Annotated in this window: 18 protein-coding genes and 1 pseudogene; 6 read left to right on the forward strand and 13 right to left on the reverse strand. The window is 65.2% G+C overall.

Annotated features, from left to right (window positions below):
* Positions 1–132: 132 nt before the first annotated feature.
* Entirely contained in the window at positions 133–723 is a 591-nt protein-coding gene (locus ACFY5D_RS01175) for a pyridoxal-phosphate dependent enzyme (protein ID WP_387523868.1), read from the forward strand.
* On the forward strand, positions 720–3,803 hold the full coding sequence (locus ACFY5D_RS01180) for a Pls/PosA family non-ribosomal peptide synthetase (protein WP_387523870.1): 3,084 nt from the start codon (positions 720–722) through the stop codon (positions 3,801–3,803). The genes ACFY5D_RS01175 and ACFY5D_RS01180 overlap by 4 nt, the downstream gene beginning before the upstream one ends.
* A gap of 23 nt (positions 3,804–3,826) precedes the next feature.
* On the opposite strand, the pseudogene ACFY5D_RS01185 reads toward ACFY5D_RS01180, so the two are convergent.
* The 9 genes and pseudogenes from ACFY5D_RS01185 to ACFY5D_RS01225 all read right to left on the reverse strand — a co-directional run.
* Positions 3,827–4,292, reverse strand: a pseudogene (locus tag ACFY5D_RS01185) (DUF4158 domain-containing protein); the annotation flags it as partial.
* 183 nt (positions 4,293–4,475) lie between these two features.
* The gene (mtnN, locus tag ACFY5D_RS01190; protein ID WP_387523873.1) at positions 4,476–5,246 is read right to left on the reverse strand and encodes a 5'-methylthioadenosine/S-adenosylhomocysteine nucleosidase; all 771 of its coding nucleotides are present in this window, start codon (positions 5,244–5,246) and stop codon (positions 4,476–4,478) included.
* Complete coding sequence (locus ACFY5D_RS01195; protein WP_387523876.1) at positions 5,243–5,695, reverse strand: S-ribosylhomocysteine lyase; 453 nt, start codon at positions 5,693–5,695, stop codon at positions 5,243–5,245. The genes mtnN and ACFY5D_RS01195 overlap by 4 nt, the downstream gene beginning before the upstream one ends.
* A 205-nt stretch (positions 5,696–5,900) precedes the next feature.
* Complete coding sequence (xylB, locus tag ACFY5D_RS01200) at positions 5,901–7,376, reverse strand: xylulokinase (RefSeq protein ID WP_387523879.1); 1,476 nt, start codon at positions 7,374–7,376, stop codon at positions 5,901–5,903.
* Between the two features lie 6 nt (positions 7,377–7,382).
* Positions 7,383–8,573: a xylose isomerase gene (gene xylA / locus ACFY5D_RS01205; protein WP_387523882.1), complete on the reverse strand. Its 1,191-nt coding sequence runs from the start codon at positions 8,571–8,573 to the stop codon at positions 7,383–7,385.
* 412 nt (positions 8,574–8,985) lie between these two features.
* Positions 8,986–10,227: an ROK family protein gene (locus ACFY5D_RS01210; RefSeq protein ID WP_387523885.1), complete on the reverse strand. Its 1,242-nt coding sequence runs from the start codon at positions 10,225–10,227 to the stop codon at positions 8,986–8,988.
* 115 nt (positions 10,228–10,342) lie between these two features.
* Positions 10,343–11,344: a sugar phosphate isomerase/epimerase family protein gene (locus tag ACFY5D_RS01215; protein ID WP_387523888.1), complete on the reverse strand. Its 1,002-nt coding sequence runs from the start codon at positions 11,342–11,344 to the stop codon at positions 10,343–10,345.
* A gap of 59 nt (positions 11,345–11,403) precedes the next feature.
* On the reverse strand, positions 11,404–12,597 hold the full coding sequence (locus ACFY5D_RS01220) for a Gfo/Idh/MocA family protein (RefSeq protein ID WP_387523891.1): 1,194 nt from the start codon (positions 12,595–12,597) through the stop codon (positions 11,404–11,406).
* A gap of 76 nt (positions 12,598–12,673) precedes the next feature.
* Entirely contained in the window at positions 12,674–13,735 is a 1,062-nt protein-coding gene (locus ACFY5D_RS01225; RefSeq protein ID WP_387523894.1) for a substrate-binding domain-containing protein, read from the reverse strand.
* A 291-nt stretch (positions 13,736–14,026) separates the two neighbouring features.
* Between ACFY5D_RS01225 and ACFY5D_RS01230 the strand changes: the two genes are divergently transcribed.
* Together ACFY5D_RS01230 and ACFY5D_RS01235 are read left to right on the forward strand one after the other, a co-directional pair.
* Positions 14,027–15,547 carry a sugar ABC transporter ATP-binding protein gene (locus ACFY5D_RS01230; protein WP_387523897.1) on the forward strand — a complete coding sequence of 507 codons (1,521 nt, stop codon included), beginning with the start codon at positions 14,027–14,029 and terminating at the stop codon, positions 15,545–15,547.
* Complete coding sequence (locus tag ACFY5D_RS01235; RefSeq protein WP_387523900.1) at positions 15,544–16,644, forward strand: ABC transporter permease; 1,101 nt, start codon at positions 15,544–15,546, stop codon at positions 16,642–16,644. Before ACFY5D_RS01230 ends, ACFY5D_RS01235 begins: the two co-directional genes overlap by 4 nt.
* Positions 16,645–16,741: 97 nt before the next feature.
* On the opposite strand, the gene ACFY5D_RS01240 is transcribed toward ACFY5D_RS01235, so the two are convergent.
* The 3 genes from ACFY5D_RS01240 to ACFY5D_RS01250 all read right to left on the reverse strand — a co-directional run bounded on the left by ACFY5D_RS01240 (position 16,742) and on the right by ACFY5D_RS01250 (position 18,955).
* Positions 16,742–17,398, reverse strand: coding sequence for a dihydrofolate reductase family protein (locus tag ACFY5D_RS01240; protein WP_387523903.1), 657 nt, complete (start codon positions 17,396–17,398; stop codon positions 16,742–16,744).
* Between the two features lie 230 nt (positions 17,399–17,628).
* A complete protein-coding gene (locus ACFY5D_RS01245) occupies positions 17,629–17,844 on the reverse strand; it encodes a ferredoxin (RefSeq protein ID WP_387523906.1) in 216 nt (71 codons plus the stop codon).
* Positions 17,845–17,911: 67 nt separating this feature from the next.
* On the reverse strand, positions 17,912–18,955 hold the full coding sequence (locus ACFY5D_RS01250; protein ID WP_387523909.1) for a fatty acid desaturase family protein: 1,044 nt from the start codon (positions 18,953–18,955) through the stop codon (positions 17,912–17,914).
* Between the two features lie 354 nt (positions 18,956–19,309).
* On the opposite strand from ACFY5D_RS01250, the gene ACFY5D_RS01255 reads away from it, so the two are divergent.
* Positions 19,310–19,744 carry a VOC family protein gene (locus ACFY5D_RS01255; RefSeq protein WP_387523912.1) on the forward strand — a complete coding sequence of 145 codons (435 nt, stop codon included), beginning with the start codon at positions 19,310–19,312 and terminating at the stop codon, positions 19,742–19,744.
* A gap of 114 nt (positions 19,745–19,858) precedes the next feature.
* Here ACFY5D_RS01255 and pepN read toward each other — a convergent pair whose 3' ends face one another.
* Positions 19,859–22,537, reverse strand: coding sequence for an aminopeptidase N (pepN, locus tag ACFY5D_RS01260; protein ID WP_387523915.1), 2,679 nt, complete (start codon positions 22,535–22,537; stop codon positions 19,859–19,861).
* A gap of 566 nt (positions 22,538–23,103) precedes the next feature.
* Here pepN and ACFY5D_RS01265 point away from each other — a divergent pair.
* Positions 23,104–24,138, forward strand: a complete 1,035-nt coding sequence (locus ACFY5D_RS01265; RefSeq protein WP_387523918.1) for a helix-turn-helix domain-containing protein — start codon at positions 23,104–23,106, stop codon at positions 24,136–24,138.
* The last annotated feature ends 719 nt before the right edge of the window (positions 24,139–24,857 follow it).

Genomic DNA, 24,857 nt, shown 5'->3' on the forward strand with positions numbered 1-24,857 from the left:
GCTTGCAGCTTCATGGGGTTTTTTGGGGGAAAAACCTAGATGGGGGTCCTGGGGAAAAGCAATGTTCACTGATCCAACCCACCATTCCCTGGCGACCCTGGCCAAGCTCATGGCAGGAGAACGAGGGAGATCATGACGATAATCAAGGATCCGCACCTGTTCAACGAGCAGCGTCTATTCGTCGATCTGGAAGGGGTGCTGGGCCGCCGCCTCTACCTGAATGTCGAGGGGTTCAACTTTGCCGGTTCGGTCAAGCTCGAGCCCGCGCGGGAAATGGTCGAGCGCGCCGAGCGGGAGGGGCTGATCGGGCCCGGCTCCACGCTCGTGGAGTCCTCGTCGGGCAACCTCGGTGTCGCGCTCGGCATGATCGCGGCCAGCAAGGGATACCGCTTTGTGTGCGTGGTCGATCCGCGCTGCAATCCGACGACCGTGCAGCTGCTCGGCGAGCCCGCCGGGACCGTGGTCCACGGCGCCATGCCGTGGCTCTCCGACCACGACGAAACCGCGGTGGACATCTCGCTCGACCGGGGCCGCCCATACCTGGATTCCATCTACCAGCCCGGCTGGGTGCTCGACAACTTCGGGGCTGAAACGATCGCCGGCGCGGGCTCCACGGCAGGTCCCGGCCCGCAGTCCGGCCCGGTGCCGGGGCCACAACTTCCGGCAGCCGCTCCGATGACTGATTCCGTGGCAACTTCCTCACTTAGGAGGGTCGCACAGTGAACAGGTCTGTCGACACGGCGCCAACGTCACCGGGTCCCGCGGCTCCGGCCGGGAACGACTCTCCAACACCGCGGGCCACGGGTGCGGGCGTTTCCCTGGAGCGCCGGCTGGCGGAGGTGCTGGCCGGCGTGCTGGGCCTTGAGCACGTCCCGGTGGACAACGACTTTTTCCAGGACCTGGGCGCGGACTCGCTGGTGATGGCCAAGTTCTGCGCAAGGGCGCGCAAGCAGCCGGACCTGCCGGCGGTGTCCATCAAGGACATCTACCAGCACCCGTCAATCGCGGCCTTGGCCGCGGCCCTGGCACCGGCGGAAGAAGCGACGGCTCAAGTGCAGGTGCAGGGCGGGCTGGCGGAGGTGCTGGCCGGCGTGCTGGGCCTTGACCATGTCGCGGCGGACAGCGACTTTTTCGAGGACCTGGGTGCGGACTCGCTGGTGATGGCCAAGTTCTGCGCAAGGGTGCGCAAGCAGCCGGACCTACCGGCGGTATCCATGAAAGACATCTACCAGCACCGGACGATCGCGGCACTGGCCGCGGCCCTGGCGCCGGCGGAAGAAGCGACGGCTCAGGTGCAGTGCCGGTTGGCGGAGGTGCTGGCCGGCGTGCTCGGCATCGAGCAGGTCGCGGTGGACGCTGATTTCTTCCAGGAGCTGGGTGCGGACTCGCTGGTGATGGCCAAGTTCTGCGCAAGGGTGCGCAAGCAGCCGGACCTGCCGGTGGTGTCCATGAAGGACATCTACGGCAGCCCGACGATCGCCGCCCTGGCCGCGGCCCTGAATGGCCCCTCGCAGCATGACCAGCCACAGGTGCTCTCACCAGTCCTGGCGTCAATGCCGGAGACGCCGCGGCCCATGGACGCGCGGACCTGGGAGTACGTCACCTGTGGCGCCCTGCAGGTGCTCGTCTACATCGGCTACTGCTTGCTCGCCGGCTTGACCGTGGTCGTGGGGTATCACTGGCTGTTCCCGGAGGCGAGGCCGGGCCACTACTACTGGCCGAGCTACGGGACGAGCTTCTGGGTGATCTACCTGCGGTCAATCGTCTACGCCGCGGTGGTGTTCGTGCTCATGTGCATCCTGCCGGTGGCCGCCAAGTGGATATTCGTCGGGCGCTTCCGGCCCCGGGAGATCCGCATCTGGAGCCTGGCCTACTTCCGGTTCTGGCTGGTCAAGACCCTGATGCGAACCTCGCCCCTCTCACTGATGACCGGTTCCCCGCTGACGACCTTCTACCTTCGCGCCATGGGCGCCAAGGTGGGCCGCAACGTGACGATCCTGACCAATCGGCTGCCGATCTGCACCGACCTGCTCACGATTGGGGAGGGGACGGTGATCCGCAAGGACGTGGTCGCCAACGGTTACCGCGCCCATGGCGGCGTCATCCAACTGGGTGCGGTGACGCTGGGCCGGAACGTGCTCGTCGGCGAGGGCAGCGTCCTTGACATCAACACGACGATGGGAGACGGCTCGCAATTGGGCCACCGGTCCACTCTGTATACCGGTCAGGCCGTGCCCGACGGCGAGCGGTGGCACGGCTCGCCGGGCAGGTGCACGGATGTGGACTTCAGCACGGTCGAGTCGACGCCCTACCGGCCGTGGCGCCGGGGAATTTTCGCCGTGTTCCAGCTCCTTGCAACGCTTAGTCTGGGTCGCACCATGCTGGGCCTGGTGGTCATGCTTTTCGTTCTGGCATTCCCACCCGTGGCGGCGCTTCTGGAGGGGCAGCCGTTCGCGTTCACGAACTGGGTCATCTACGCCGACGCCGCCGCCTTCGCCGACCTGGGCGTCCTCGGTGGAACGGTCCTGGCGTTGGCCGTCATCATTACCCTGCCGCGGGTGCTCCAAATCGTCGTGAAGCCCGACACGGTGTATCCGCTATTCGGGATGCGGGACGCGGCCGCGCGGACGATGGCGCGGTTGACCAACAATCCCATGCTTGGGAAGGTGTTCGGCGACAGCTCGTACGTCGTGAACTACGTGCGGGCCATCGGGTACCGCCAGCCGAAGGTCCAGCAGACCGGCTCGAATCTAGGCTTGGCGTTCAAGCACGGCAACCCGTTCCTGTCGACCATCGGCACCGGCACGATGATCGCCGACGGGGTGTCGTTCATGAATGCCGACTACTCGGCGACGTCGTTCAAGGTCAGCCGGGCGGCCATCGGGGCGCACAATTTCCTGGGCAACGCCGTTTTGTACCCGGCCGGGGCCAGGACCGGGGACAACTGCCTGCTCGCGACCATGGTTGCGGTCCCCATCGACGGGCCCGTGCGCCACGACGTGGGCCTGCTTGGATCGCCGGCGTTCGAGATCCCCCGCTCGGTCCTTCGGGACGCGCTTCCCGATGAGCATGTGGGCCGTGCCCAATTCCGCCGCGACCTGGCGGCCAAGAACAGGCACAATCTGCGCACCATGGCCCTCTTGATGCTGGCACGGTGTCTCAACGCGTCGCTGGCCATGCTGGCCCTGTTCATAGGCCTTGAAATGTCCGAGCAATTCGGTTTCCTTGCCCTCAGCGCTTCGTTTGCCGTGATGCTCCTAGTCGGATTGCTGGTCGGCGTCGGCATCGAGCACGCCGTGACGGGGTTCCGGCAGCTCCGGCCCCAGCTTTGCTCCATCTACAACCCCTACTTCTGGTGGCACGAGCGGTACTGGAAGCTGATGGCCGAGAGCCGCTACTACGCCCTCTTCAACGGGACGCCGTTCAAGCCGCTGGTCTGGCGCCTGCTGGGCGTACGGATCGGTAGCCGGGTCTTCGACGACGGCTGTGCGTTGCACGAGCGGAGCATGGTGACGATCGGCTCCCGCTGCACGCTGAACGTCGGCTCCGACATTCAGTCCCATTCCCAGGAGGACGGGATGTTCAAGTCCGACGTCAACGTCCTGGGCGACGACGTCACGCTCGGCGTCGGTTCCCTTGTCCACTACGGCGTGACCATAGAAGACGGTGCCGTCGTCGCCGCCGGCTCCTTCGTGATGAAGGGGGCGACACTCACCCGGGGATCCGTGTGGGGTGGCAACCCGGCCGACGAGGCCCGTGCCCCCGTCACGTCCAACGGCGCCCTGGAAGGGCCCGTGTCATGACCGCCACTCCGGCACTCACCTGCCGCCACGGCGCCGTTCGCTCCGGACTGCGCCGCCTCGTGCGCTGACTGAACCACCCGCACGGGCGTCGTCACCCCGGGAAGAAGCACACGCTCCCGGCGAAGCCACGCCGTCGCAAGGTCGAAGGGCTCAGTCGGACCCTCCCCGTGCGTCCACGCCCCCGAGTAGACGTATGCGACAGGTTTTCACGGACAGGCCCGACCAGGTCGCGGTAGCCGTATACAGAGCGGCTCTCCCGGGCGTGCTCGTGAACCGTCGGTCGCCGCCGCATGTATTTCTTCACGATCGAGGGGTCCGCGACGCCGACCCGGGCCGAAGGAAAATCGACAATACGCCACGGAACATCAAGCGGATCCGCAAGCAACACACCAGGAAGCGGATCGTCCCAAGCGGCACGGCAAACCCAAGCCGACTATGTGCTTCGCGCCGCTTGGCCATCAGCTCCCGGTCGGCATCATCAAGGTAAAAAACCGCTCACGAACTCCACCGGCCTGTGTTAAGGACTACCCACCGGCGGCGAAACCCTGCACCGCGTGGCGCGCCATTTCACGCCATTACTACCGAAACTCCAAGTACGAGTGAACGCGTGTGGCCCTCAGGCATCTGCCGGAGGGCCACACGCGTTCAACTGCGGGATTTGTTGCGCCCGGGTTATGCGAACGCCGGCTCTAACTCGGGTCGCGGCGCCCCGGCGGCAACCCACGCCCCGATGACCGCCGTGGCGATCTCGGCCGAGCGCTCGGCGGCGTCGTCGACATGGGTCAGGAAGTCCGCATCGGAGGCCGGACCGCAGAGGTCCGAGATGCCGCGGATGGCAATGAACGGTGCGTTGAATGATCGGCAGGTCTGTGCGATGGCCGAGGATTCCATGTCCGTCGCCAGGACCTGGTCGAACTGGCCCTTGATGATTTCGGCGCGTTCGTTGCCGACGAAGGAGTAGCTGGACACGATGAGTCCGTGGTGCACAGTGGCGACGATGCCGAATCCGGGCGCCCCGATCTCGCTGACCTCCACCAGGGACTGCGGCGCCGGGTAGGAAGCCGGCATGCCTGGAACCTGTCCGAGTTCGTAGCCGAAGGCGCGCGCGTCCGCGTCCGCGTTGATGTTCACGCTGCCGATGACGACGTCGCCGACCCGCACGGAATCGCCGAGCCCGCCCGCGCTGCCGGCGCTGATGACCAGGGGTGCCGGTGCGTCCGTGTTTTCCCTTTTCGCGCGCAGCAGCGCGGCCGTGGCCGCACCGGCGGCATTGACCAGGCCGATGCCGCCCTGGACGAAGATCGCGTTCAGGCCGTTGAGGAGGCCGCTGCGGTGGATCGCGTTGCCGACCCGAACCGGCTCGCCGACGGACGTGGCGCGCTGGAGGAACGGGGTGATTTCCTCCTCCATGGCCGCGATGATGATGACCTCTACCGCGCTCATGCGGAAACCTGCTCCCAGACGGCACGCTGCGCCAGGAACGCCCGGGCCGCTTCCTTGGCGTCTTCGAGGGAGTGGTTCTCTCCCCATCCGCACTGGACCTCGTTGGCAGCGGGGACCTCGGTGGCCTCCAGCACGTCGGTCAGGGTGGCCTCGATCAGGTCCACGACGGCGGCGACGTCGGGTTCGCCCTGCAGGATGAGGTAGTAGCCGGTCTGGCAGCCCATCGGGGAGAAGTCGATGACGGAGGACGAGTGGTTGCGCGACTTTTCGGCGAAGAGGTGCTCCAGGGAGTGGATCGCCTTCATCTCCAGGTGGGCAACATTTGGCTGGGTGAACCGCACGTCATATTTGGTAATAACGTCTCCGTGCGGGAGTTCCTTGCGGTCGGCCACGCGCACATACGGTGCGGAAACCGTGCGGTGGTCAAGGTTGAAGGACTCTACGTTCATGCGTGAAGGGTTCATGATTGCGCTTTCATGCGTGGGTATCGAAGCCGGGCGAACTCGTGGCAGGTTCTTTGCCACCTTAATCGTAGCTGGCGGCGCCCGCGAGACGGGTGTGCGAGTGACCGGGCAGGTTCGCACGGGCGGCCGCGGAGTGCGCCGCCGGCGAGTCTCATGGTCCATGTGTGACCATGCGTTGTTCGTCCAGAATTCAGTGCCGAATGCCTGCGGCCGCGGTGTCGTACTGCGTTCGGATGGCCGGGCGATGGTCGGGCTCGGGTGCGGCCAAGCCGGGATGCTGCCATTCTGGCCGGGTGCCGGCCTGTGCCCAGGCTGCCTGCGCCGCTGCGCCCCGGGCAACGTATTCACCGGGTGCCGGGACATGGACCGGAATGTCGAAGACCTGCGCCGCGACCTCCTGCACCGCCGGGCTCTGGGCTGCGCCGCCAATGAGCAGTAGCCGATTTGCCGACACCCCTTGGCGGAGGATCGCGTCGAGTCCGGCGGCAAGTGAGCACAGCATGCCTTCGACGGCGGCCCGGGCAACGTTTTCCCGGGTGGTCGAGGCCAGCGAGAGGCCGCGGAAGCTTGCGGTCGCGTCGGGCAGGTTCGGCGTCCGCTCGCCCTCGAAGTAGGGCACCAGCACGACGCCGCCGCTGCCGGGCTCCGCGGACAGCGCGAGTTCGGAAAAACGCTCCAGATCGATCCCCAGCAGGGACGCGGTGGTTCCGAGCACGCGTGCGGCATTCAGCGTCACGGCGATGGGCATGTAGGCGCCCGAGGCGTCGGCGAAGCCGGCAACCGTTCCCGTCTGGTCGGTACCCGGTGATCCGGTCACGGCGTAGACGGTGCCGCTGGTTCCGAGCGACACCACCAGGTCGCCGGGCACGGCACCCAAGCCCAGCGCTCCGGCGGCGTTGTCGCCGGCTCCCGCGCCGATCCGGATGCCGTTGATGCCGCCGGCGAGGACAGGGTGGACGGTGCCCGCGGTTTCCGCCGGGCCCACGACCCGGGGCAGGATGACGTGCCCGTCGCCCCGAGCCAAGCGCCCGGGCGAAGCCTCGCGCGCATCACGGCCGAATGCATGGGTGAACAGTTCCGCGTCGTAGTCCTCGAGCAGCGGCGACCAGTACCCCGTGCCGCTGGCATCGGAGCGGTCGGTGGTGAGCTCCTCCAGATCCGGGCCCAACGGGCTGCGGCCGGCGGGGCCGTAGCCGCGCAGTCGCCAGGTCAGCCAGTCGTGGGGGAGCGCCACCGCCGCAACATGCCGGGCGATGCCCGGTTCATTGTCCCTGACCCAGCGGAGCTTGGTGATGGTGAACGAGGCAACGGGCACGGAACCGCAGCGGGCCGCGAGGCCGGCGGCGCCGAGCTCGGCGACAAGGTCGTTCGCGGCCTGAGCGGAGCGGGTGTCGTTCCAGAGCAGGGCCGGCCGCAACACGTTTCCGGAGCCGTCCAGCAACACCATGCCGTGCTGTTGCCCGGCCACGGAAATCGCCGAAACGCCGTCCAGTCCGCCGGCATCCCCCACGGCCGCCAGCAGGGCGTCCCACCACAGGGCCGGGTCGATTTCCGTCCCGTCCGGGTGAGCCGCCCTGCCGGAGTGGACCAGGGTGCCGTTGCCGGAATCCAGCACCACGACCTTGCAACTTTGGGTCGAGGAATCGATCCCGGCCACAAGCCCCACGGCTACCTACCTGGCACCGAGCAGATGTTCGATGAACAGCTGCTGCAGCTTCACGAAACCGAAGCCCTTGCCGCCCATGTAGGCGTCGGAGTCGAAATCCTCGTACGACGACGTGTCTGCGATCAGCTCGGCGTGGCCCTCGCCCGGGTTCAGGGTGGGCAGGTTGATCTCGTCGACCTTGGAATATGCCAGGGCGGCCTGGACCTCCGGGTCGGCCCGGAATGCCGCGGCGCGTTCCTTCAGGAGCAGGTAGGTGCGCATGTTGGCGGCCGCGGAATCCCAGACACCGTCGAAGTCCTCGGTGCGGGAGGGCTTGTAGTCGAAATGGCGCGGGCCGGTGTAGGCCTGGGTGCCGCCGGGGCCGCCGTTCTCCAGCAGATCCACCAGGGAGAACGCGTTTTGCAGGTCGCCGTGGCCAAAGACGAGGTCCTGGTCGAACTTGACTCCGCGCTGGCCGTTGAGGTCGATATGGAACAACTTGCCGCGGTCAAGCGCTTGGGCGATTCCGTGGGTGAAGTTCAGGCCAGCCATTTGCTCGTGCCCGGTTTCCGGGTTGACCCCGAACAGCTCGGGGCGGTCCAGGGTCTCGATGAAGGCCAAGGCGTGCCCGACCGTCGGAAGCAGGATGTCGCCGCGTGGTTCGTTGGGCTTCGGCTCGATCGCAAAACGGATCTCGTAGCCCCTGTCCGTGACGTACCCGGCGAGCAGGTTCACCGCTTCGCGGTAGCGCGAGAGCGCGCCGCGGACATCCTTGGCCGCGTCGTATTCGCTGCCTTCTCGCCCGCCCCACATGACAAAGGTTTCGGCACCCAGCTCGGCAGCAAGGTCGATATTTTCCAGCACCTTGCGCAGGGCAAACCGGCGGACGTCGCGGTCGTTGCTGGTGAATCCGCCGTCCTTGAAGACGGGGTGGCTGAACAGGTTTGTGGTGACCATCGGAACCACCATGCCTGTGGATTCGAGGGCACCCTTGAGGCGCTTCACCTGGGTGCGGCGTGCGGTGGGGAAGGAACCGAACGGGAACAGGTCGTCGTCGTGGAACGTGATTCCGTAGGCGCCGAGCTCGGAGAGCTTGTTCACGGCCTCGACCACGTCCAGGGGCGGGCGCGTCGCGGAGCCGAACTGGTCCTGCGCTTCCCAGCCGATGGTCCAGAGCCCGAAGGAGAACTTGTCGTCGCGGGTGGGTTCAAGCGCCATGGTGATGCTCCTTGTGTGTTCGTGTGTTCGTGTGTTCACTTTCAGATAAGTTCCGTGTCTAAACATATTTTATAATCCGCTGATGTCAACCCCCTTTGCGTGACGTCAGCGGGATCGAAAATATCCATTGTCAGGGGTAGTCGGGCGAGCTGGATGATTTATGATTTTGTTGTGCCATGCGTGAAAATGGTGAAATGGGCGCGCAAAAGCATCGGCCGCCAGGTTCCCGCGGCGCGCGGAGGCTGGGGGTATCGGTGCACCCTGCGGTTGTGGGCGGAGAATCCGCAACCCTCACCACGGCGCCGGCCGTCGCGCGGAATGCCATGCGGCGGCGGGAAACACGGTCGGCGAAGCGCCGCGGGACCAGCTGCCAGCGACAGCCTTGCCGATCAGGAACTTGGACGGACTTTTTCTAAGCAGATGCTCCCGCGCCGGCCAGGATGATGCTCGCCGGGTCCGCCAGGAACGGCGCGAAGGCCAGCTGGGCCGCACCCACCAGGAGGAGATCGGCGCCCAGCTCGGCCCTGGCGAAGCGGACGTCCTCGCTCGGACCCTTCAGCGCCCGGGACCGCACCAACTGGGCCATCCGGTGCGGATCCGCAGAGTAGAGGGTGCCCAGGAACCCGCCGAAAATGATGAGTTCCGGGTTGAAGATGTTGACGGTCCCGCGCAGTGCGTCGGCGAGGAAATCCATCTGCCGGTGTACCACCTCGAGGACTCCGGTATCGGGGCCCTCCGGACGGGAAACCTGCGCACGAAGCGCGCTGTCCAGCTCCTCGAGCCCGGACTTGCCCAGTCCCAAGGCCTCCAGCAACTCTTCCTGGCGCACCTCCGTTTCCAGACAGCCTTGCGCGCCGCAGTGGCAAAGCTTGCCCGCGGAATTGACGAGGGCGTGGCCGAACTCGCCGGCGAAACCGCTGGCGCCCTTGAGGATCCTGCCCTCGACGGCGATGCCGCCGCCGATGCCGCTGGCACCACCGTTGAGGTAGACGTGTTCGAGGACTCCACGGCCTGCCCCGAATAGTGATTCAGCCATGAGCCCCGTCGAGGCGTCGTTCGCCGCCGCCACGGGGAGCCCCAGTGCCGTGCCGAGCATGCCGGCAAGCGGCACGTTGTGCCAGTCCAGGTGCGGGGCCAGGACCACGACGCCGTCCTGTTCGCGGACCAGTCCGGGAACTGCCAACCCGACGCCGACGGTACGGAAGGAACTTTGCAATTCCCCGGCCATCCCCGCGACAACCGCGGCGACGATGTTGACGACCTCCTCGGGGGTCGGGACCCTGGCGGTGTCGTAGCGGATCCGCTTGAGGACCTTGCCGGAGAGCGAGACCAGGCCGATGGTCACGGCGTCGACCTCGGGGTTGACCGCGATGGCAACGACGTCTTCGCGCGGGACGATGATGGGGCTGGGCCGTCCCGCGTGGTGGGTGGACCCGGGTTCGCGCTCCTCGACGAGCCCGAGCTCCACGAGCTCGGCCACGAGGCCGCCCACGGTGGAACGGTTCAAGCCCGTCGCACGGGTGATTTCGGCACGGGATACCCTGCGTTGTGCATGCGCCATGCCCAGCACCGCGGCCAGGTTGCTTCGACGGACGTTGTCGAAATTGCTGCCGGTTCGCGCGGGGGCGACGACGGCGGATTCCGGAGCTACCACTCAGATCACCTCTCTGGACTTGCCTGGAACAACGCTTGCACTGTGTGGGCCAAAGGCTGCAGCGTTCACACGTGCAGGCGCGGCGGAGAATCTTAACGGCATAGGGTGCCTAATTTTATTGCGCTTTGAAGGCCGAGTCGAACGCGGCCACCGGTGCGGCGAAGGCATTACGTTTTACGAAGGCCAGCGCCTCGGGGGCGCCGAGCAGCCGGTCCATGCCCGCGTCCTCCCACTCGACGGAGATCGGCCCGTCGTAGCCGATCGAATTGAGCGCGCGGAAGCTTGCTTCCCAGGGAACGTCTCCGCGGCCCGTGGAGACGAAGTCCCAGCCCCGGTTCAGGTCCGCCCAGGCCAGGTGGGAACCCAGCACGCCGTTGCGGCCATTGCCGAGGCGCAGCTTCACGTCCTTGCAATCGACGTGGATGATGCGGTCTGCGAACTCCAGGATGAAGTCCACCGGATCCAGCTGCTGCCACATGAAGTGGCTGGGATCCCAGTTCAGGCAAAACGCCTTGCGGTGCCCGATGGCCTCCAGCGTGCGCTTGGTGGTCCAGTAGTCGTAAGCGATTTCGCTCGGGTGCACCTCGTGGGCGAAGCGAACGCCCACCTCGTCGAACACATCGAGGATGGGGTTCCAGCGGTCTGCGAAGTCCTGGTAGCCGGCGTCGATGGCGTCCTGGGAAACCGGCGGGAACATGGCCACGTACTTCCAGATGCTGGAGCCGGTGAATCCGATGACGGTCTCCACGCCGAGCTTCGCCGCCAGGCGCGCCGTGTTCTTCATTTCCTCCGCAGCCCGGCGGCGCACGCCCTCCGGGTCCCCGTCGCCCCACACCGTGTCAGAGAGGATCTCCCAGTGGCGTTGGTCGATGGGGTCGTCGCAGACTGCCTGGCCCTTGAGGTGGTTGGAGATCGCGTAGACCTTTAGGTTGTACCCGGCGAGCAGGGCGAGCTTGTCGGCCACGTACTGGTCGTCTTCCCAGCGCCAGGGGTCGAGGTGGTCTCCCCAGCAGGCGATTTCCAGGCCGTCGTAGCCCCACCCGGAGGCGAGCGCGGCGACTTCCTCCAGCGGCAGGTCGGCCCACTGGCCCGTGAACAAGGTGATAGGGCGAGTCATATCGGTCTCCTTGGTGGTGTTGGATGCTTGTTGTGTTGCTTTGGATGGTGCAGGCGGGGTCAGTTGTTGACGGGGGTCCACACGCTGTTTGCCGTGGCGCTTCGTTCGACGGCGTCAAGCACCTGCTGGACCTGCAGTCCGTCGGCGAACGACGGTGTCGGCTGGGTTCCGGCGGCGATTGCCTGGATGAAGTCCCGGGCCTGGTGGGAAAAACCATGCTCGTAGCCCAGCATGTGCCCGGCCGGCCACCAGGCATCCACATAGGGGTGCCCGGGTTCGGTGACAAGGATGGTACTGAACCCCTGGGTGTGCCCCGCCGCCGTGGCGTCGAAGAACTGGAGTTCGTTGAGCCTTTCGAGGTCGAAGCCCAGAGCGCCCTTGGAGCCAGAGACCTCGATGCGCAGGGCGTTCTTGCGCCCTGTGCTGAATCTGGTGGCCTCGAACGATCCGAGGAAGCCGCGGGCGGTGCCCGCTGCGCCGAATCGGCCGGTGAACAGCGACAGGTCATCGACGGTCACCGCGCCGCGCTCCAGCCCGGCGGTGCCCGAGAGCCCGCTGGATTCGGCCAGGACCGGGCGTTCGGCGACGATCGTCTCCAAGGTTCCGCTGACCGAGGACAGGCTGGAACCTGTGATGTATTGGGCGAGATCCACCGCGTGGGCCCCGATGTCTCCCAACGCACCGGAACCCGCGCGGTCCTTCTGCAGGCGCCAGCTCAGAGGTCCGTTCTCGTCCACGAGCCAGTCCTGCAGGTAGCTGGCGCGGACCTGACGGATCTCGCCCAGCCGGCCCTGGGCCACCAGGTCGCGGGCCAGCGTGGCAGCGGGCACGCGGCGGTAGGTGAAGCCCACCATGGCGTAGATTCCCCGAGCTGCGGCCCGAGCTGCGGCCACTGCCATGGCCTTGGCTTCCTCCACGGTGTTGGCCAGCGGCTTTTCGCACAGGACGTGTTTGCCGGCCGCGAGTGCGGCGATGGCGATCTCCGCGTGGGAATCCCCGGGGGTCACGATGTCGACGATGTCGATGTCGTCCCGCTGGATCGCCTCCCGCCAGTCTGTCGAGATTTCTCCCCAGCCCCATTTTTGCGCGGCGGCCGCGGTGCGGTTCTGGTTCCGGCCGACCAGCAGGGCCATTTCCGGGTGCGCATGAAGCTCAAAGAACCGGGGAGCCACACGCCAGCCCTGCGAATGGGCGGCACCCATGAATCCGGCGCCGATCATTGCCACCCGGAGCCGGGGGGAGCTGTCAGTCATGTCTAGCCTCTCTTGAAGATGACGGGGGAGGGGATGGTGCGGTGCCCGCAGGATCGCGGGCACCGCGCGGTTCGGGTCAGGAATCGAATGCGGCACCGATGTAGGTGTCGACGTTTTCCTTGGTGACAACCGGGGCGTCAAGCACCACGCGGTTCGGCACGCCCTGGGTGACGAAGTCGGTCGCGGGCAGGCCCAGTGCAATCAAGCGTGCCATGGCGATGCCGTCGGCGGCCTGGGTGGACGGGTAGATGACGGTTGCGCGCAGCACGCTGTCGCCGGCCTTGATCGATTCCATCGCGTTCTTGGAACCGGCGCCTCCGACCATGAAGAACTCGCTGCGGTTTGCCGCGGTGATCGCGGCCAGGACGCCGATGCCCTGGTCGTCGTCGTGATTCCACACGGCATCCAGCTTTGGGGCCGACGCGAGCAGCTGCGAGGTTGCGGCCTCGCCGCCCTGAACGGTGAAGTCGGCGGCAACACGGTTGTTGACCGTCAGCCCGCAGTCGGCGAGGGCCTCCTTGAAGCCGCGGCTGCGGTCCTGGGTCAGCGGCAGGCTGTCGATGCCGGCGATCTCCGCAACGACTGCATCCTTCTTGCCGTCGAGCTCGTTGCAGATGTAGGTGCCGGCGCTGACGCCCATCCCGTAGTTGTCGCCCAGGACCGTGGTGCGGGCGGCAAAGGTGCTGCTGAATTCGCGGTCAACGTTGACCACCGGGATGCCGGCCTGCATGGCCTTGACTGCCACGTCTGTCAGCGCCGCGCCGTCGGTGGGCAGCATGACGATGGCGTCGACCTTGTTGTTGATGAAGGTTTCGATCTGGCTGATCTGCAGGCTGGCGTCGTTGGTTCCCTCGGCAACCACGAGCTCAACGTCGCTGAACCCCTTGGCGGACTTGAGTGCCGCGCTGTTGATGGCGCCCATCCAGCCGTGGTCGGCTGCGGGACCGGAGAATCCGATCGTGACCTTTTCGCCGGGCTTGGCCGCTTCCGTACTTGCCGGCGATCCGGCGTCGGTGTTGGTGCCGCCGCCGGCGGGGTCCGTCTCTCCGGGCGTACATGCGGTGAGAATCCCTGCGACGGCCAGCATCGCGCCCGAGGCGAGCAGCATCCGGTGGCGTCGTGTTCGTGTTTGGCGCATTGTGTTTCCTCCAAGTTGATAAAACGCAAGTGTTCCGTGCAAGTGCTTACGAGTCGCCGCGGCGGAGGTCTTCATCCGGCTGAGACCTACCTAGAGGGTCTCGGTGTCCACTTTGACGTGTGAAGCAACATATCAGGCAGAATTTCAATTTGCTAGGACTTCGGGTGGAAAGTATTGCGGAGATTTTTGCTAAAGTTCGACAGAAGAAACAAACCATAATGTGCGTGTTTACGTGGATTTTTCTGAAAAACAACTGGTGCAAATTGAAGACTTTGCTGTTATGTTGCCTTCATGACCAATGTAGTCAATAGCGAACCTTTGCTGACTGTTCGCTCACTCACCAAGGGATTTTCCGGCGTCCAGGCGCTCAAGAGCGTGGACCTCGAGGTGCTGCCCGGGGAAGTGCACTGCGTGCTCGGCCAGAATGGGGCGGGCAAGTCCACCCTCATCAAGACGCTCTCCGGGACGCACCAGCCCGACAGCGGGGCGATCCACTGGCATGGCGAGCCGATCACGATCGCCACCCCGGTGGCGGCCCTCGGTATGGGCATCGCCACGATGTACCAGGAGCTCGACGTTGTCGACGGGCTCAGCGTCGCGGAGAACATCTTTCTGGGACACGAACATGCCAAGGGCGGCGTCATCGACAGACGAACCACCAATAGGCGCGCCAGGGAGCTGATGGCCAGGCTTGGCCACGGCAACATTTCCGCCACGGCCGAGGTCGGCACGCTCTCCGCGGCCAACAAGCAGATCGTCAGCATGGCCCGCGCGCTGTCGCACGACACCAAGCTGATCATCATGGACGAACCGTCGGCAGTCCTGGACAGCGACGAAGTCAAGAACCTGTTCCGGGTGGTCGCAGACCTCAGCGCGGCGGGCATCGCGGTGATCTACATTTCGCACAGGCTTGAAGAGATCCACCAGATCGGCGACCGCATCACGGTGCTCAAGGACGGTCGCACCGTTGCCACGAACCTTCCGGTCGACGCCACCCCCACCGCCGAGCTGATCAAGCTGATGACAGGCCGGGAAGTGGCAAACGTGTTCCCCGTGGCTGCGCCGCTCGAGGACGGGGCGCCCGTTGTCCTGGACGTGAGGGACCTGGCCCTGCCGGGGGTCTTCGAGGACGTCAACCTGCAGGTCCACGCCGGGGAGATCGTGGGCCTTGCCGGCCTGGTGGGATCCGGACGGTCGGAAATCCTCGAGACCATATACGGGGCCCGGAAGTCCTCCCGGGGCTCCGTCACGGTTTCCGGGATCGCGGTGAAGCCGGGTTCGGTCGGCTCCGCCGTCGAGGCGGGCATGGGGCTCTCGCCCGAGGAACGCAAGAGCCAGGGGCTGATTCTCGAGGAACCCATCTACCGCAACGTCACGCTCGCCAGCTTCGTCCGCTGGGCCAAAGGCGGAAGGCTCAACGAGAAGGCGGAACGGGCGGTCGCCCGCGAGCAGCTCGAGTCGCTGGAACTGCGCCCCGCGGACCCCGACCGGGTCACGCGGACGCTTTCCGGCGGCAACCAACAGAAGATCCTGCTGGCGCGCTGGCTGGTCCACGGCACCAAGGTGCTCCTGCTGGACGAGCCGACCCGCGGCGTCGACGTCGGTGCACGAGCCGAAATCTACGCCCTGGTACGCCAGCTTGCCGACGACGGAACGGCCGTCGTGGTGGTCTCCAGCGAAATCGACGAGGTGCTCGGTCTCTCCGACCGGGTGCTCGTGATAGCAGGGGGCCGCGTCCTCCATACCTCACCCGCAGACGCCATCGACGAGCACGGGGTGCTCGACATGGTCATGAAAGGATCCGCAGCATGAGCGAGAACGACAGCGCCGTCGACACGGTCGACGCACCCCCCTCCGCAGCGGCCGCGGCAGCCGGCGGCCCCGGAGGTCCGACGAAGCCCGGCAGCTTGGTCAACCGCCTTTCCGGAGGGGCGACCACGCGCTCCATCGGCCTGGTCATTGCCCTGCTGGGCCTGGTGCTCATTGGTTTCCTCACCGCGGGTGACCGCTTTGTCAGCGTGGGCAACCTGCTGGTGATCCTGCGCCTGGCCTCGGTGATCGGCGTGATCAGCATCGGCATGACCTTCGTGATCACCGGCGGCGGCATCGACCTGTCTGTCGGCTCGATCATGGGCCTGACCACCGTGGTGGCCACGCTGTCCTGGGTGCAGGCCTTCGCGAAGGACTCCCACTGGATCGTCATGGTGCTGCTGGCGCTGCTGGTGGGGGTCGGGGCGGGGTTCATCAACGGTATCGTGGTGGCCTACGGCGGCGTCGTGGCGTTTATTGCCACGGTGGCCATGCTGGTGGGTGCCCGGGGCCTGGCCGAGTTGCTGGCCAACCGCACCACCCAGATCGTCAACGTCAACGGGTTCAAGGCGGTGTTTTCCGGCAACCTGCTGGGCATCCCGGTGCTGATCTGGATCTTTGCGCTGGTGGTGGCCGGCGGTTGGTTCCTGCTGAACCGCACCACCTTTGGCCGCCGCACCGTGGCCATCGGCGGCAACATCGACGCCTCCCGCCTGGCGGGCATCAACGTCAAGCGCCACACCATGTACCTGTACGCGCTGTCCGGGCTGACCGCGGGCATCGCCGGGGTCATGATGCTCGGGCGCACCACCGCCGGCACCTCCACCCACGGCGGGCTCTACGAACTCGACGCGATCGCCGCCGTCGTGGTCGGTGGGACCTTGCTGGCGGGCGGACGCGGCAGCATCATGGGCACCGTGCTGGGCGTACTGATCTTCTCGACGCTGAGCAACGTGTTCACGCAGAACGACATGTCCACCTCGGTGCAGGCCATTGCCAAGGGCGCGATCATCGTCGGGGCCGTCATGCTGCAGCAGCGCTTCGCCAACCGCCCGTCCAAGAAGGCGGTGCCCCCGGCGCCGGTGCCCGCGGGGGCCTGACTCCCCGGCCAAACGGTTCCAGTCCGAGGTGGTTCGGGCGCCACGTGGCAACGGCCATCATTCCCTTGGGGAGCGCCGGCCGTTGCCATGAACAGGACTAGCGTTGGCGCACCAGCTGCACGTGGATGACCTCGTCGCTGGCCTCGAACTCCGTGCACTGGTAGCCGGCTGCGCGCCAGTCGTTCTCGAAGAGGCGTTCCCCCGAGCCCAGGAGCACGGGGACGACCGCCAGGTGCAGGGTGTCGACGAGGCCGCGCTCGATGTAGTCCCGGACGGTGCCGACGCCCCCGCCCAACCGGATGTCCGCCCCGGCCGCCGCCTCCCTGGCACGTTCGAGCGCGGCCAGCGGTCCGTCGGTCACGAAGTGGAACGTGGTGCCGCCGTCCATGGCCAGCGGTTCCCTGGCGTGGTGGGTCAGCACGAAAACGTCGTGGTGGTACGGGGGAGTCTCGCCCCACCAGCCCCGCCACGCGCGCGCCGCGTCGTCGGAATCCCAGGGGCCGCGGATGGGGCCGAACATGTTCCGGCCCATGATCGTCGCCCCGATGTTTTCGTCGCCGTCGCGCAGCATCCCGTCGTCCAGTCCGGCGCTGCCGCTGCTTTTCCCGATCATCGACCGGCCGTAGGAGGTGTCGAAGATCCATCCGTGCAGGGCGTGGCCGCCCACTCCGATGGGGTGCTCGAGGTCCTGCCGGGGACCTGCCCCGAAGCCGTCGAGTGAGATGCAGAAATTGTGGACGCGTAGCTTGCTCATTGCGGGGCTCGATCGGTCATGCTGGATGGGTCTGGACGACCACAGCATAAGCCCGCGGGCACCGAGACCGGTAGTGCCTACCGCGTACGCGATGACGCCCCAGTGCCTTTAGCACACCGTGGTGGAGCCCGGCCGATAGTCGCCGGCGAGGGCACCAACGAAATCCCGCCGAACATCATCGCTACGCGGCATGTCGAGCGCATCGGGATCCAGTCCGGCACGTCGCCTGGTTACCGAGGCGGAATCGGGTGTTCCTCGATTTGGATCGTCCCTGATGGGCATAGAATCTCTGCCTCCCGGGTGGCGTCCCATTCGGTCTGCGGCGGGTTCGGGGCCAGGAGTTCCACAAATCCACCGTTTTCCTCTCGGTTCCGGAAAACCTTGGGAGCAACGAAACCGCAGTTGCCGGAGGCTACGCACATGGCACCGTGTACGGTGACTTTCATGGGGCGGGTTCCTCTCTCGATGTCCTGTGGACCCAATCATGGTTTGGTGTCGTCATCGGTTGCTTTGTCACCCGCGGTATCGCTGCACCAGTGGACAGGCATACGGGTCCCGGTTCTTCGCCCCGACCTGGTTCAGGTATGCCACCACCGTGGCGGAGGCGTCGCGCAGGGTCTTTTCGGTGTACGGAATGTCGTATCGGGAGCAGTACTCGCGGACGAGCTTCTGCATTGCCGGCAGGCTGGGCCGTGGAGCCACCGGGAAAAGATGGTGCTCGATCTGGTATTGCAGGCCGCCCATGAGGAATCGCACCAGCGGGCCGTCTTTGATGTTTCGGGACAGGTTGACCTGCCGGCGCAGAAAATCAATATGTACTCCGGACGGTACGGTGGGCATCCCGATGTGATTCAGTGCAAACACGCCACCCAGCATGAGCCCGAAGACGGCGACCTGGACGCCGACAAATGCGAGGACCATTCCCGCAGGCAGCACGGCGCAAAGAAGCGTCAGGTATGCGGCGTGCCGAACGGCGATCAGCGCGATCTCACTGAACCGGTGAACCACGCCCGGCGCGGCAAGGAGCGTCCTCAACGAGACGATGTGGAGGTGCAGCCCTTCGAGGCATAGCAGTGGAATGAAGTACATCCCTTGGTGCCTGGCCAGCCTGGCGCCAAGGCCGGTCCGCCGGTCGCTGGCGTCGGGAGTAAAGACCAGCACGGTGGAGTCGACATCCGGGTCCTCGCCTTCATGGTTCGGATGGGCGTGGTGGCTGTTGTGCTTGGCCATCCACCAGCCGTAGCTGAGGCCCATCAACAATCCGGAGAGTATTCGCGCCGTCCACTCATTCCAGGCCCGCGAGGCAAAGACCTCCCGGTGTGCGGCCTCGTGCGCCAGAAAGCCAAGTTGCGCCATCGCCACCCCCATCAGCACGGCAATGACGATCTGGTACCAGGTTTCGCCCAGCAGGACCACGGCCACCGACAATCCTGCCAAGGTCAGCACCCAACCGATGATCATGGCCCAGTAGAACCCGTAGCGGCGACGTATCAGCCCCGCTTCGTGCACCGCCCTACTCAGCTGGAGATACGCCTCCACGTACTTGCTGGCGGCCATGGCACCTCCCCGCGTCCAACTTTCATCCCCGAGGCACGTCGACACCCACGTTGCGCGTGGACGAAATGCAGTTCATGTCACGACTTTAGGCAGGACCCGCCTCCTGTTCAATAAGTGGCCGTGGGCAGGTACCCAACCGGCCGTGATTGGGGAGCTCCCAGAGTGTCGCAGTCATGCAGGAGCCCTTTCAGCTGGTCGAACTCGAGGCGGTACGAGCGTGCACCGGTGATGCCGTCACCACGAGAGGGAGCGGGATGCGGGACAACGTCGTAGTCTGGCCCGCCGGTCGGCCTCCCGTCGCATCGTAGGTACCCATACCTTGAATCCCCGCCGGTGGCGCAATAGCGTGGGCCCATGGATTTATCGATACAGGTCACCCTCGATTGCACCGATCCGCACACGCAGGCCGCTTGGTGGGCGCAGACGCTCGGCTGGACGGTCGAGCCGATCGAGCCGGGCTTCATCAGGAAAATGGTCGACGAAGGCCACGCCGCCGAGGCCGACACCATGGACTTCCACGGGGAGCTGGTCTGGCGGATCGGCGCCGGGATCTGCCCGGCCGACCAAGTGGGTAAGCTGCCGCGGCAGCGCATGGTCTTCCAACGGGTGCCCGAACCCAAGACCGTGAAGAACCGCATGCACCTGGACCTGCACCCCGGCACCGACAAGGACGTGCTGCGCGACGATCTGGTCGCGCGCGGGGCCAGCTTCCTGTACGCGGGGAACCAGGGACCCTTCACCTGGTACACCCTGGCCGACCCCGAGGGCAACGAGTTCTGCATTTCCTGAGTCCGCCGGCCCCATGCGCTTGCCGGGACAATACTGGGTCGGGGGTGGCGGAACGAATCCCGCCACCCCCGACCCACGGTGCCATTTTCTAGAAGCTGCGTCTAGACGTCGTATCTAGCGCGCGGCGCCCAGTTCGTGCAGGGCGTGGCCCACGCAGAGACGTTGGCCCGCCAGCGATCGCACCAGCGAGTCGCGCTCTTCCAGCAGGATCCGGCGCAGCGCACGCGGGGCGTCCAGGTGTTCCTTGAGCCAGGCGTCGACCTCCACCACCACGGGGTGGACCTCCGCATCGCCAAGGTCCTGCGAGGCGGGGAAGAGCCCGCGGATGACGCGCGTGGCCAGGCCCATGGTCAGCGCGCCCCAGATGTCCTCGAGGGACGGCCAGTAGGCGACGTAGTGTGCATCGAGCAGTTCGTGGCTGCCGAGCTGGAAGCCCGCCGCGGTCGCGCTGATCGCCTCGTTGGACAGGACCGCGCCGTTTGCGTCGCGGCCGGAGAGTGCGGCGCGGAAAGCCGCGGCCTTCACGGCGGCGTCGGGGCGTGCGGCCAGCGCGAGCAGCCGGCCGGAGGTTGCCACGGCGGACGGATGCGCCGCCGCGTCGGCTTCCATCGCGGCAAGCGCGGCCTCGTCGAGGAGCCCGGTGGCGGCCTTCGCCTGCCACAGGGCCCAACGCAGGTCCTCGTCGACGACCAGGGAATCCCAGCGCTGTTCGCCGGCCAGCAGCGAATCCACGACGTCGGCGGCCACGTTGCCGCGGGCCAGCTTGGCCAGCGCGCGGGCCATGGCGATCTGCGCGTCGCTGCCCGGCGTTGCCCGGTCCAGCCAGGCGACAATCGCGTCCGCCAGTGCCTGGCGTTCACCGGTCCGCATTTCCGGCGGCAGGTACTGGCCGATTGCGGTGTTGGCCTGTTCAAGCAGGAAGGCGAAGACCGAGACCTCGGCGACCGATTCGGCGTGGGTGCGCACCGCGGCCAGGAAATCCGTGGCCGCAAGCTTGGCATCGCGGACCATGTTCCACAGAGCGGCCCAGCAGCTGGCGCGGGCCAGCGGATCCCCGAGGGTGCCCAGGTGGCCCAGGAGCGTTGCCAGGGAGCGGTCGTCGAACGCGACCATGGCGTAGGTGGCATCGCCGTCGTTGGGCAGGATGAGGTCCGGGCGCTGTTCGCCGGCAAGGAAGTCCAGGTCGACCCCGGTTCCGGTGAGTTCCACCGCGTGGCTGGCGGTGCGGGTCAGCTCGCCGTGCACCAGGTCGAAGAGCCCGACGTTCAGCACGTGCGGGTGGAGGATCGGGTTTCCGGTCAGCGGGTCGATGCCCGACTGGGTGAGCCGTGCCGCGGTGACCAGGCCCTCGGATTCGGTGAGTTCGATGCCCAGCACCGGGACGCCCGCCGTCTTGAGCCAGGCGTCGGCCCAGGAATCCATGTTGCGCCCCGAGGCGTCCTCCAGGACCGCGAGGAAGTCCTGCAGCGAGGTGTTGGAGAATTCGTGGGCTCGGAAGTACCTGCGCGAGGCGTCGCGGAACGCGTCTGCGCCGACGTAGGCGGCGAGCTGCTTGAGCACCGAGGCGCCCTTGGCGTAGGTGATGCCGTCGAAGTTCTGCTTGGCGGCCTCCAGGTCCGTGATGTCGGCGACGATCGGGTGCGTGGTGGGCAGCTGGTCCGCGACGTAGGCCCAGCCCTTGCGGCGGTTGGCGAAGGTGATCCAGGCGGTTGTGAACTCGGTGGCCTCGTCGTTGGCCAGGGTGCCGATGTAGTCGGCGAAGGACTCCTTGAGCCAGAGGTCGTCCCACCAGCTCATGGTGACCAGGTCGCCGAACCACATGTGGGCCATCTCGTGCATGATGGTGTTCGCACGGGTCTCGTGCTGGCCCTCGGTGGCGCGCGAGGTAAAGACGTAGCCCTCGGTGAAGGTGACCAGGCCCGGGTTTTCCATGGCGCCGAGGTTGTATTCGGGCACGAACGCCGAGTCGTACTTGCCCCACGGGTAGGGGTAGTCGAAGAGCTCGTGGAAGAAGTCGAGTCCGGTCTTGGTGAGATCCAGGATGTTCTGCGCGTCGAAGTGCTCGGCGATCGAGGCGCGGCAGGTGGCGTTCAGCGGGATGACCAGTTCGCTGCCGTCGTCCAGCGTGCGCGAGTAGCTGTCGGTTGCCACGAAGTACGGGCCGGCGAGCACCGCGGTGATGTAGGTGGAGATCGGCAGGGTCGGTGCGAAGTGCGTGGTTGCGGTGCCGTCGCCGTGATCCTCCATGCCGGAGGCCGACTGGTTGGAGGCTACGTGCCATTCTTGGGGCGCGCGCACCGTGAAGGTGAATGGCGCCTTCAGGTCGGGCTGCTCGAAGTTGGCGTAGACGCGGCGGGCGTCGGAGGGCTCGAACTGCGTGTAGCAGTAAGTTTGGCCATCGGCCGGGTCGACATAGCGGTGCAGGCCCTCGCCGCTGCGCGAGTAGTGGGCCATGCCGTCGACGACAAGCATGTTGGGGGAGTCCTCGCCCTGGAGCAGGTTTTCGAGGTAGATCCGGGAGCCGGTCACCGCGGAGGCGGGGTCGATGGCCGCGCCGTTGAGCGTGATGGAACCGATGGATTCGTGGATGAAGTCGACGAAGGTTTCGGTCGTGCCCTTGGCCGTGAACACCAGCGTGGTGGTGGACCGGTAACCGGTCACGGAGGCGTCACGGGCCTCCGATAGGTCAAGTTTGACCTCGTAGGAGCGCACATCGAGGGTTCGCGCGCGCCATGCCGCTTCGTCGCGGGAGAGGTTTTCGTTCGGGCCGGAGATTCTCTGTAACTGATCCACCAGATTATTCAAACATGAAACGAGCGCTTGACAATGTTGTCGGGCGAAATTGTCGCAAACACGCCACTATGTTGCGCGCTGGCAAAGTATTGTTGACATGCTTCTGGTCATGACGTCACGTATTCTCGGGAAATCGACAGACGACCTCGGCCGCGGAAAGGGAGAACCGCCGCCACAGGGTTTTGACCTCCTTGGGGCGTTCGCAAGAAGAATCCGCTCGGAAGAGCATCCAGGGATCTGGAGTCCGAGTTGCGGAGATCGAAACTGCCTGCAGGGTCCGACGGTACCGACCACCGTCATACAGTACCCGCGATCCCTCCAAGCGGGGGATGTAGCACCGCTTGCCAGGGGAGGGGGCGGGGAAAACGGTGCATCAGTTTGGTGTCCGTTGGGAAGATGCCGAGAAGGAACGGTTGAAACAGCCTAGTTTCCGTCGTGCAAATCGTGATCCAGATCTTAGTCCATGTGCTTGCCTGGCAGGCGGCCTGCAAATAGGCATTGCTTAAGATGCAACGATTGGCGGAAGCTGGAAAAGACAGCCTTGGATGTGGGAAACGTCTACACACATGGAAGATGAGGACCCTTTGGATGAGATCCGGTTACGTGTGCATGATGCGATGCATTCGAGTCCGCGCGGGTTGAATCAGTCGACGGTTGCGCGAGAGACCGGCATGAGCACCGACGCCCTAAGTCGTTCACTCAATGGCCAACGGAATTTCAGCGCGAGTGAACTTGCCCGGCTTGCCAATGTTTTCGAGGTTTCCCTTGGCTGGTTAATAACGGGCGATCCACGTCCCGACAGCTTCGTTGACGAATCGAAGGATCCTCTTCCGTGGCGTCGAGACCAAATCGCGGAGACGGTCGCTTTTCCTGCCGGAGCATATCGGGAGGTCGGCCTTGACACTGGTTCGGTGCCGCTGCTTGATCCCGATACGACGCCAGAATCGGCGGCAGGGCTCGTCGCCGAAAACCTTGGCAGGAATCTGGATCGTCCATTCATTCACGATCTTCCCGCAGCCATTGAAGAAAGTTATGGCATTGGTGTTTTCGTCTCGGCCGAAGGGCCGGATTTCGATGCCCGTGCCATGCGTGTCAGAGGTCTGACCTACATCGTGGTGCGAGCTACCGGTGCCTGGTACCAAGCAAATTTGGTGCTGGCTCGTGAACTTGGAGAGTTGCTAAGCGGTGGCCACTTGGCCATTGGCCTTCGAAGTCAGCATCCGGACAATTGGTCAAACGACTTTGCGCTGGCCCTATTGATGCCAGCGCCACGGTTGCGCAGTATCGACTGGAACCGGCAGACTCCGCGAGAACTTGCCGAATTCCTTTGGGAATCGGGAGTTTCGGCCAAGGCCCTAATGAGAAGGCTGGATGGTCTTGGCATACCCAGGGGCCCGGCATGGGTTCACGCCGATGAGGGAACTTTGCAGCTTTTGGTTTGGCAAGATCCCGACTGCTTGAGCCATGACAGGGCACGAGCCTATCGTTCCCCGCGGATTCCATTCGACCTATTTAGTGCACATCTAAAGGGAATGCGCGAAGGGCGAGTCGATGGAACTTCCTTGGCCTGGATGCTGGATACCCCCCTTGCGGAGCTGTGATCCTCTGACGACGGCTCGCGCTAGATAAGACCGGTGATTCCGCCCGGTGAACTACATGGCGTCGACACAGGCATGAAGGCGTGATCTGCAAGCCACTTTCTGGGGCCTGGGATTCTTTCACTGCACCGCAGCTGCGTAAATGCGAACTGAGGTGTGCAAGAAATCGATTGTCCTGGAACCGCTTGTTCGAAGGAACGCGCATTTCAACCTTGGGATTGCCGACGTGCTTATGGCAGTCGATCACTGTGGTTTCCGCGGCTCCGGTACTCTCGGCCGTGCAGAAGACGCCCTCGATGCCCCGGTATGGCGACTAGTCACCATACCCATGGTGTCATTTGGAAAGCCTTGTGGGCTTGGCAATTTACGCGATGGTGACTCCAGACGCGTAAATGGTGATCGTGTATACGCTGCCTATGAAGCGATAGTCATCATCAACTCCCGTTGGGGCAGAATGGCTCGGAATACAGGGAGTCCTTGTAATCCGAGCCATTCCTGAAGTACCCACTCCAGCTTTGGCTAGGACCTTTCGAAACCATTCGAAGAAGACGTCCTATATTGCCGAAGCGATCCAGATCACCAGTGCTACGGCCAGAAGAACACCCACGATTGTCCATACAAGGCTGCTTCCGCGCATTTTGTTTACTTCCGTTCTCTTCGTTGTTGCTTTTCATTACCGTCCTGCGAGAACTCCAAATCACCTGGATAGTTGGCAGGTACTT

It is taken from the genome of Paeniglutamicibacter sp. NPDC012692 (assembly GCF_042901625.1).
Lineage (GTDB): Bacteria > Actinomycetota > Actinomycetes > Actinomycetales > Micrococcaceae > Paeniglutamicibacter.

Bases quoted from the DNA above. Each gene is read 5' to 3' on its own strand.
- ACFY5D_RS01175 (WP_387523868.1), top strand. From the start codon at position 133: ATGACGATAATCAAGGATCCGCACCTGTTCAACGAGCAGCGTCTATTC.
- mtnN (WP_387523873.1), bottom strand. From the start codon at position 5,246: ATGAGCGCGGTAGAGGTCATCATCATCGCGGCCATGGAGGAGGAAATC.
- ACFY5D_RS01195 (WP_387523876.1), bottom strand. From the start codon at position 5,695: ATGAACGTAGAGTCCTTCAACCTTGACCACCGCACGGTTTCCGCACCG.
- xylA (WP_387523882.1), bottom strand. From the start codon at position 8,573: ATGGCGCTTGAACCCACCCGCGACGACAAGTTCTCCTTCGGGCTCTGG.
- ACFY5D_RS01215 (WP_387523888.1), bottom strand. From the start codon at position 11,344: ATGACTCGCCCTATCACCTTGTTCACGGGCCAGTGGGCCGACCTGCCG.
- ACFY5D_RS01220 (WP_387523891.1), bottom strand. From the start codon at position 12,597: ATGACTGACAGCTCCCCCCGGCTCCGGGTGGCAATGATCGGCGCCGGA.
- ACFY5D_RS01225 (WP_387523894.1), bottom strand. From the start codon at position 13,735: ATGCGCCAAACACGAACACGACGCCACCGGATGCTGCTCGCCTCGGGC.
- ACFY5D_RS01230 (WP_387523897.1), top strand. From the start codon at position 14,027: ATGACCAATGTAGTCAATAGCGAACCTTTGCTGACTGTTCGCTCACTC.
- ACFY5D_RS01235 (WP_387523900.1), top strand. From the start codon at position 15,544: ATGAGCGAGAACGACAGCGCCGTCGACACGGTCGACGCACCCCCCTCC.
- ACFY5D_RS01240 (WP_387523903.1), bottom strand. From the start codon at position 17,398: ATGAGCAAGCTACGCGTCCACAATTTCTGCATCTCACTCGACGGCTTC.
- ACFY5D_RS01245 (WP_387523906.1), bottom strand. From the start codon at position 17,844: ATGAAAGTCACCGTACACGGTGCCATGTGCGTAGCCTCCGGCAACTGC.
- ACFY5D_RS01250 (WP_387523909.1), bottom strand. From the start codon at position 18,955: ATGGCCGCCAGCAAGTACGTGGAGGCGTATCTCCAGCTGAGTAGGGCG.
- ACFY5D_RS01255 (WP_387523912.1), top strand. From the start codon at position 19,310: ATGGATTTATCGATACAGGTCACCCTCGATTGCACCGATCCGCACACG.
- ACFY5D_RS01265 (WP_387523918.1), top strand. From the start codon at position 23,104: ATGGAAGATGAGGACCCTTTGGATGAGATCCGGTTACGTGTGCATGAT.